Origin of the sequence: Pseudomonas sp. HY7a-MNA-CIBAN-0227, assembly GCF_040310325.1 — a bacterium.
In the GTDB taxonomy this organism is placed as follows: domain Bacteria; phylum Pseudomonadota; class Gammaproteobacteria; order Pseudomonadales; family Pseudomonadaceae; genus Aquipseudomonas.
Window position 1 is genome coordinate 1 of sequence record NZ_JBEOPT010000245.1, and the last position, 256, is coordinate 256.

General features: G+C 67.6%; 1 pseudogene. It reads right to left on the minus strand.

The features are described from left to right. Positions 1-256, minus strand: a pseudogene (locus tag AAEZ06_RS27775) (efflux RND transporter periplasmic adaptor subunit); the annotation flags it as partial.

Here is a 256-nt window from a genome sequence, read left to right on the forward strand (position 1 = left end):
GCTGAAGGCTGACCTGCGCGGTCAACCCCGGTCGCAGCCGTGCATCAGGGTTGGCCAGCTCGACCCGCACCTGCAACGTGCGGCTGTCGGCGTTGGTTTGCGGCAGGATTGTGCTGACCGTGCCCTTGAACACTTCCCCGGCAAAGGCCGGTAAACGAGCCTCGACGGTTTGCCCCGGCGCAACGGCTGCGGCTTGCGCCTCGGGCACCGCCACGGTCAGCCAGACGCTGCCCAGTCCATTGACCTGGGCCAAGGT